Genomic DNA, 6,455 nt, shown 5'->3' with positions numbered 1-6,455 from the left:
AAAACTTCTGATGCTTCCTTTTGGCTCCTTCCTTTCTTTAGGTAATTTATTACTTTCTTCCTTAAATCTTCACTATATGGACTTGTTGACATTTTTCCTTGTATATTATCTTATTATTGCACCTAATACTATATGATTTACTATATATAGGGCAGGACGATCCTGCTTGCCATGCAGCACGAGGTCGAACTAAAAGAACAGATGTAATGTTTGGTCCAGCAGGATTTAGCTATGTCTATTTAATTTACGGAATGTATTATTGTTTAAACTTCGTAACTGAAGCTGAAGGCTTTCCTGCTGCAACTTTAATAAGAGGCGTACACCTTTGTGAAATGAAAGGTTGGGACACGAAGTTCAACTTGGAAAAGAGCAAGGAGTCTGTAAGCCGAGGAGCGGAGCGTATAATAAACGTTCAGCATCCGAGGACTTACAAAGACGACGTAGCCAATTTTGGGGGTTCATCGAGTATAAACGGTCCGGGTAAATTATGTAAATATTTAGGAATTAATATTTCTCATAACAAATGCGATCTTATAAATAACAATGAATTTTTTATCGGCGATATCGGCTTAACGCTACCCTACTCTACTACTACCCGTATCGGTATTACTAAAGGCACGGATAAACTATGGCGTTATGTCGTTACAGATAGCACTAATTTAATCTCTCAATATAATGTATAGCCTTAATAAGATCATATTGATTAACGGCGAAAGGACCTCGAAAAGGCTTATCGAGTATGAATAGTAAAAAGAGCATTGATGATGAAGTGATACAAACTAAACCAACCGAAATCTTATGTAAATAAAGCTTGGTGCCAAGCATACAGACAAAAATTAAATTAATAGCAGTCATTATGCATACAACTACCCAATATTGAATATTTAAAGAAAAATAGGACATTTTAATCCTGTTATACCTTACGGTATAAAGCTCTTTTATCTCCTCAATGATTTCCTGCTTGGTAAATAGCTGCATTTGCTCGCTTGCTTTATAAGCTTGTAGTTGCTTATTAATATCTTGGAGGAAACTAAGAGCTTCATGACCGATTTTCTTGCCGTCTTTCATTAATTGCCATTCACGCTGCATTACATCTTTGGTATAATTTTTAATATCTAGATAAATTGCAGGCCTCATTTCATGGGGAAGCCAACCTACACTATCTGCAAGCCTCATCAACACTATAGATTCTGCTGCCACTCCTTCTTGTGCTTTATTAAAATTACCGAGTAAATAAATTAATATAAAACCGGTAGATACTGCATACATACTACCGACTACACCCGATAAAAATCCACCAAGACTGCCAAGCTCTTCTTTTTGAAAATTATTAGGAATAACGTATTTTGTTAAATATAAACATCCAGCACAAAAACTCATCAAAACAATATTTATTATGATGAATAAAACAATATTAGGAACAGTATAGATAAAGTCAATTATATGATTAAACATAGGCATTATAATTTTTATGTTATGTCATTCCCGCGGGGCATGTGGATTGAAAAACGCATTCGGTGTCATACCGTGGCTTGACCACGGTATCCAAAAAACAATAAAAAATACTAATAACTTTAGTATTTTTAACTGGATCCCGCTACAAGCTCGCGGGATGACGGGGATGGAATCAATCCACACAACAATGCCCCGCAGGAATGACATGTACAACTTATCTACACTTCCGTCTCTTCTAAGACTACCGCAGAATCAGCAAGTTTAGTAATTTTTTCAATTTTTAACCGAGCTTCTTTTAGTTTTTTCTCACAATGATTCTTAAGTAAAATACCTCTTTCAAAGCTATTAACTGCCGTCTCTAGGTTCTCTTGCCCGCTATCTATCTTTTTTACAATTTCCTCAAGCTCTCTTAAAGCTTCTTCAAAGCTAATATTTTCTTCTAAAATTTTTGTATTAGTCATTTATTTTTATTTTTTAATGGTTATCTGAAGTAGTTTTATCTTCAGTTGTTTGTGGTATAAGTAATTTTTTTAGCTCGCTACTATCAAAAGTTTTCTTAGGAGCAAAAATACTCCCTTGCATTTTTATATTCAGATGTCCCAAAACATCTTTATCGGAACTCGTATTCGATGTATTTAACTTAACAAGTCTTGCCGGCACATAAAATGATAAAATACTAGACGCATCCATATCAAAATTATATATATTAATTGCAAAAGAAGCCGCACCGCTACTATATTGTGTTGCAAATTTTACTTTCTTTAACAGGGCAATACCTTTTTGTAATTCAATATCACCACTTATGCCTCTAATATTCTCTTGTCCTGTGGTTACAGCACTATTTATGTCTTTATCTAAATTTTGTATCTTATAATCAGCTGTATTAATTTTTTCTATAAAAGAATCAATTGCAAAATTATTAATATCTATATTGTTTATAGCAAATTGTGATTTTGTAGTAAGGTTATATAGCTGGCTTTGAAGGCTATTACCGTTAGCCCCTAAACTACCGCTTATACTTACTTCCCCGCTACTTGCAGTAAATATTTTAGGCATAAGAGCCGAAACTTTGTCTAAATCTATTGTATTTAAAGCATATACGAGATTTATAGAATAAGGTTCCAATAAAATATTGCCGCTACCTTGAAACTTACCGCCTAATAATTCTGCTTCAATATTATTAAACTGCAATAGATTATTATTATTTGCTACATAAAATTTAACATTTTTTAATATCAAATCATTTTGTGATAATGTTGACAATTTACCGGAAACTTGTAAGGTAGCTTTATCTAAACTATAATCATTTACTAATTTATTTCTTAAATTAAGCATCCCTGCCGGTGATAATAAATTAGTAGTAAGATTACCGTCCTTAATTTCTACAGTTAAAGACGGTAATACACTCGACGCATCCAAGTTCCAGCTAGTTGATAAATAGCAGCCCGCAGTTTTAAAATCTAAATTACTAATTTTGATATTAGCCGGTACAATTTTAGCAAGCAAATTCATTTTGTCAAATATATGATCGTTATACTTAACGCTATCTATCAAAATATCTAAATTAGCTAAATATTCTATTGTTCTAATAGGAATAAATTTACTTGGGTAATCTAGAGTTTTCATATCTTTAGTTAAGTTTTTTGTAAACTCAATAAGCGGTGAAATTATCGGATAAGTTTGACTGCTTAAGTCAAGCGAAGATATATTAAGCGTAGCATCTAGACGAGGCGTTTGAGCAATAAATTTACTAGAAAAATTTCCTGATAAATTTAAATTATCCGTTTTAAGAAATAAATTTTTAAAAAATAAATCTATTAAAGTGAGTTTTAAATCTGATGATAACGTAAAAGGAGTAGCTTCTTTAATAATAACATCGTTAAATCCTAAAATATTCAGTAACGAATTTATATCATTGTGCTTTAAATATACCTGTCCATCAAACATACTTCTGACGGAATTTTGCGTTACGCTACCTGTAAGCTTAAACTCTCCACCTGACTTAATATTACCTGAAAATTCATTTATCTTCAAAGTACCCTTTGATAAGTTAGAAGAAAAGGCTATTTTTTCTAGTGCCTCATTATTACTTAAAATTATTTCGTTAATTGTCACGTCTGCTTTAAGTAATTTATCGGCAAAAATAAATCTAATATTTGAAGGAGAAGTACTAAATGTTACCCCTGCATTTGAAGAAATTAACGAACTTAGATCTATTTTAGGAAAATCTAGTTTCACATTAGTAGTAATATTATCATTTTTAGCAATGTTAACAAATCCGTTACCGGCAATAAAAGACGAGGCTATTACTATGTCTTTTAACTCTATTTCATCTTCGGTATTTAAGATATTAAATTTAATATTTATAGACTCACTTTGATTTAATTTATTCAAAAAGTGGCTTAAGTCTGGCAATATACTATATATTACCGATGCTAAATTTTTAATCTGATATTCACCGCTACCGCTAGTAAGCTTAAAATCTTTGTAAATTTGCGATAATTTAAAACCATAATCATTATTATCAATATTAAGACTAAAATCTACTGTATCATCACGTTTATTAATTGAGCCTGAAATTTTACCTATATAGTTACTAGTAGTTTTAAATATGTAATTAGATGATAAAGCATTTTCTTTTTTTAAAATACAATTATTAAAATTTAAAATAGAATAGTCTTGTTTATTAATAATACTTAGATTAGTAACATTTAGATTTATATTTTGTAATTTATATTTAAAGAAATTCTTTATTAACTCTTCATGATTATAAATATTTAATACATTAGAATTTGAATAAAATTTAGCATCTAATATGTCTATTTTATTAATTTTAGGATTAAATTTTATAAGCGACCACAACGAAAAATGAATCTTAATCTGCTCTAAATCTAACTTTCCTTCTTCCCTTATCGTCTCAATAATTAAATAAGGTAAAGGAAATTTATTCATCTTTATTTTTCCGACATTCTCTTTCTGGATACCCAAATGACTAGTAAAATTATTAGTCATAGAATTATAATTAACAAAAGATACCGCACCAAAAATTGTAAATAATAATAATGAAAAACAAATTATAATGCCGGCAGCTATTTTTTTTATCATGTTTAGAAATCTGTTAAAGAATTTTTCTTTTATAGCCAAATGATTTGAACTCACTTACATCGTTACTCGTCGCTCTCCTATTAGTTATAGGCTTTGCTCCTCGCACCTTGTAATTAAATCCAACTGCTTTGACTATAGAGGTTATCATAAATTTATTTTAATTAGCTTTAAAATAAGTTTACAGATAACCTTTTAGATATATTATTATATATAACTATCAAAATTTAAAGGCAAATTAATGAATTCTTTAGAAAATTTAATTTTAGTCGGTGTAATAAAATCATGTCACGGAATTAAAGGTCATATAATTTTAAAATCTTTTACCGAACCTGCTACAAAAATACTTGAAAGAAATTTAGTAAATGAGTCTGGAGAAGATGTACATATTAAGCTAATTAGCAAAAATCCCAAAGGAGAATTAATTTGTACCTTTAATGATATAGCTACTCGAAATGAAACTGAGAATTTAAAAGGTTATAAACTATTTTGCTTAAGAGCAAATTTAGAGGAACTAGAAGAAGATGAATTTTATATAGCTGATTTAAATCATTTACCGGTATTAGACCAAAATCATAAAGAGATAGGTAAAATTAAAAATATTCTTAACTTTGGTGCAGGTGACATAATTGAAATAGAATTTTCAGATCAAAAAACTGAATTATTACCTTTCAATAAAGAATTTTTTCCTGTTATAACTAAAGATTATGTGATTTTAAATTATCAAAGAGAAATTTGAACAATTTACCATAGTTTTCAATTTCTCTATAGTACCCCACGATTTTTATTCACCTCTGTCATACCGTGGCTTGACCACGGTATCCAGAAAATAACTTATTATATACGTTGTTTTAGCGTTTTTAACTGGACCCCGTGGTCAAGCCACGGGGTGACATTTTCCTTAAGTTGACAATGAAGTCTTAAATACTATAATCAATAATATATATACAAATAGAAGGTTAAACTCTATGCCTAAAGCTTTAAAATATTCGCTTATTATATTCATAAGCATAATATTGCTATTAATTGTTATTCCTTTCTTTATTCCTTTAAATAATTATAAAGGAGTAATAATAGATAAAGTCAAAGAGGCTACAAATAGAGATTTAACTATTAACGGCGATATAAAATTATCTTTATTACCAAATCCTGCAATATCACTATCAGAAATTAAATTATCATCAATAGACGGCACAAAAGAACCTCATCTAGTTTCCGTTGAAAATGCTAAAGCGTCATTACGGCTTTTCCCTCTTTTTAGAGGAGTAATTGAAGTAGCTTCTATAGAACTGCAAAAACCAACTATAAATTTAGAAGTTTTGAATAACGGACAAAAAAATTGGCAATTTGTTACATCTAATAATACTAAATCTCAAACAAATAATACTGATTCTGTAGAACCTAACAATAAGACTGGATTAGAACTTCCTATTTTGATTAGTCATTTTAAAATTATAGACGGCAAAGTAATCTATATAGAAAAAAATAGTGAGAAAATATTTAACGATATTAACTTAGATACTAAAATTAAAAGCCTTAAAGGACCGATAGATTTTACTTTAGCTTTAAAAGCTTTGCAGCAACAGATTAATATAGACGGAAATATTGAAGAAATTGGGAAAGTAATTCCGTTAAGTGCCAATATTAATCTTGCCGGTGAAAAAATTAAAATCGAAGGAAAATTTGATAGCGAAAATAATTCTTTTATGGGTAACGCAAATATTAAAGGTAATACTAAAACTTTAGGTATGCCGGCTGACTTACAAAATGACTATGAGCTAACTACGGCAATTACTGCCGATAATAAAAGTATAACTATCAAAGATGCTAGGCTTAATTATCCAAATATAGAATTATTAGCAAATGCAAATTATGATATAGAGCGTAATAGTTTAAAA

Annotated in this window: 7 protein-coding genes and 1 pseudogene; 4 read left to right on the top strand and 4 right to left on the bottom strand. The window is 29.7% G+C overall.

What is annotated here, in order from left to right; all coding sequences use genetic code 11:
* Window positions 1–98: 98 nt before the first annotated feature.
* A complete protein-coding gene (locus AC1Z7D_RS05470; RefSeq protein WP_482602666.1) occupies window positions 99–683 on the top strand; it encodes a DNA-3-methyladenine glycosylase in 585 nt (194 codons plus the stop codon).
* Here AC1Z7D_RS05470 and AC1Z7D_RS05465 read toward each other — a convergent pair.
* On the bottom strand, window positions 655–1,380 hold the full coding sequence (locus AC1Z7D_RS05465) for a bestrophin-like domain (protein WP_482602668.1): 726 nt from the start codon (window positions 1,378–1,380) through the stop codon (window positions 655–657). The two genes, AC1Z7D_RS05470 and AC1Z7D_RS05465, sit on opposite strands and share 29 nt — an antisense overlap.
* A 91-nt stretch (window positions 1,381–1,471) precedes the next feature.
* Here AC1Z7D_RS05465 and AC1Z7D_RS05460 point away from each other — a divergent pair.
* Window positions 1,472–1,651, top strand: a pseudogene (locus AC1Z7D_RS05460) (hypothetical protein); the annotation flags it as partial.
* Window positions 1,652–1,673: 22 nt separating this feature from the next.
* On the opposite strand, the gene AC1Z7D_RS05455 reads toward AC1Z7D_RS05460, so the two are convergent.
* The 3 genes from AC1Z7D_RS05455 to AC1Z7D_RS05445 are packed head-to-tail and all read right to left on the bottom strand — an operon-like array spanning window position 1,674 to window position 4,708.
* Window positions 1,674–1,916, bottom strand: a complete 243-nt coding sequence (locus AC1Z7D_RS05455; protein WP_482602664.1) for an exodeoxyribonuclease VII small subunit — start codon at window positions 1,914–1,916, stop codon at window positions 1,674–1,676.
* A 13-nt stretch (window positions 1,917–1,929) separates the two neighbouring features.
* Entirely contained in the window at window positions 1,930–4,560 is a 2,631-nt protein-coding gene (locus AC1Z7D_RS05450) for an exodeoxyribonuclease 7 small subunit (RefSeq protein WP_482602662.1), read from the bottom strand.
* A gap of 13 nt (window positions 4,561–4,573) precedes the next feature.
* Window positions 4,574–4,708, bottom strand: coding sequence for a palindromic element RPE2 domain-containing protein (locus AC1Z7D_RS05445; protein ID WP_482602660.1), 135 nt, complete (start codon window positions 4,706–4,708; stop codon window positions 4,574–4,576).
* A gap of 90 nt (window positions 4,709–4,798) precedes the next feature.
* On the opposite strand from AC1Z7D_RS05445, the gene rimM reads away from it, so the two are divergent.
* Together rimM and AC1Z7D_RS05435 are read left to right on the top strand one after the other, a co-directional pair.
* A complete protein-coding gene (gene rimM, locus AC1Z7D_RS05440; protein WP_482602658.1) occupies window positions 4,799–5,296 on the top strand; it encodes a ribosome maturation factor RimM in 498 nt (165 codons plus the stop codon).
* Window positions 5,297–5,525: 229 nt separating this feature from the next.
* On the top strand, window positions 5,526–6,455 hold a 930-nt coding region (locus AC1Z7D_RS05435), incomplete at its 3' end, for an AsmA family protein (protein ID WP_482602656.1).

This window comes from Rickettsia sp. (assembly GCF_965035265.1).
Note: the sequence above shows the minus strand (reverse complement) of the source record. Positions and strands in the feature narration are given on the sequence as shown.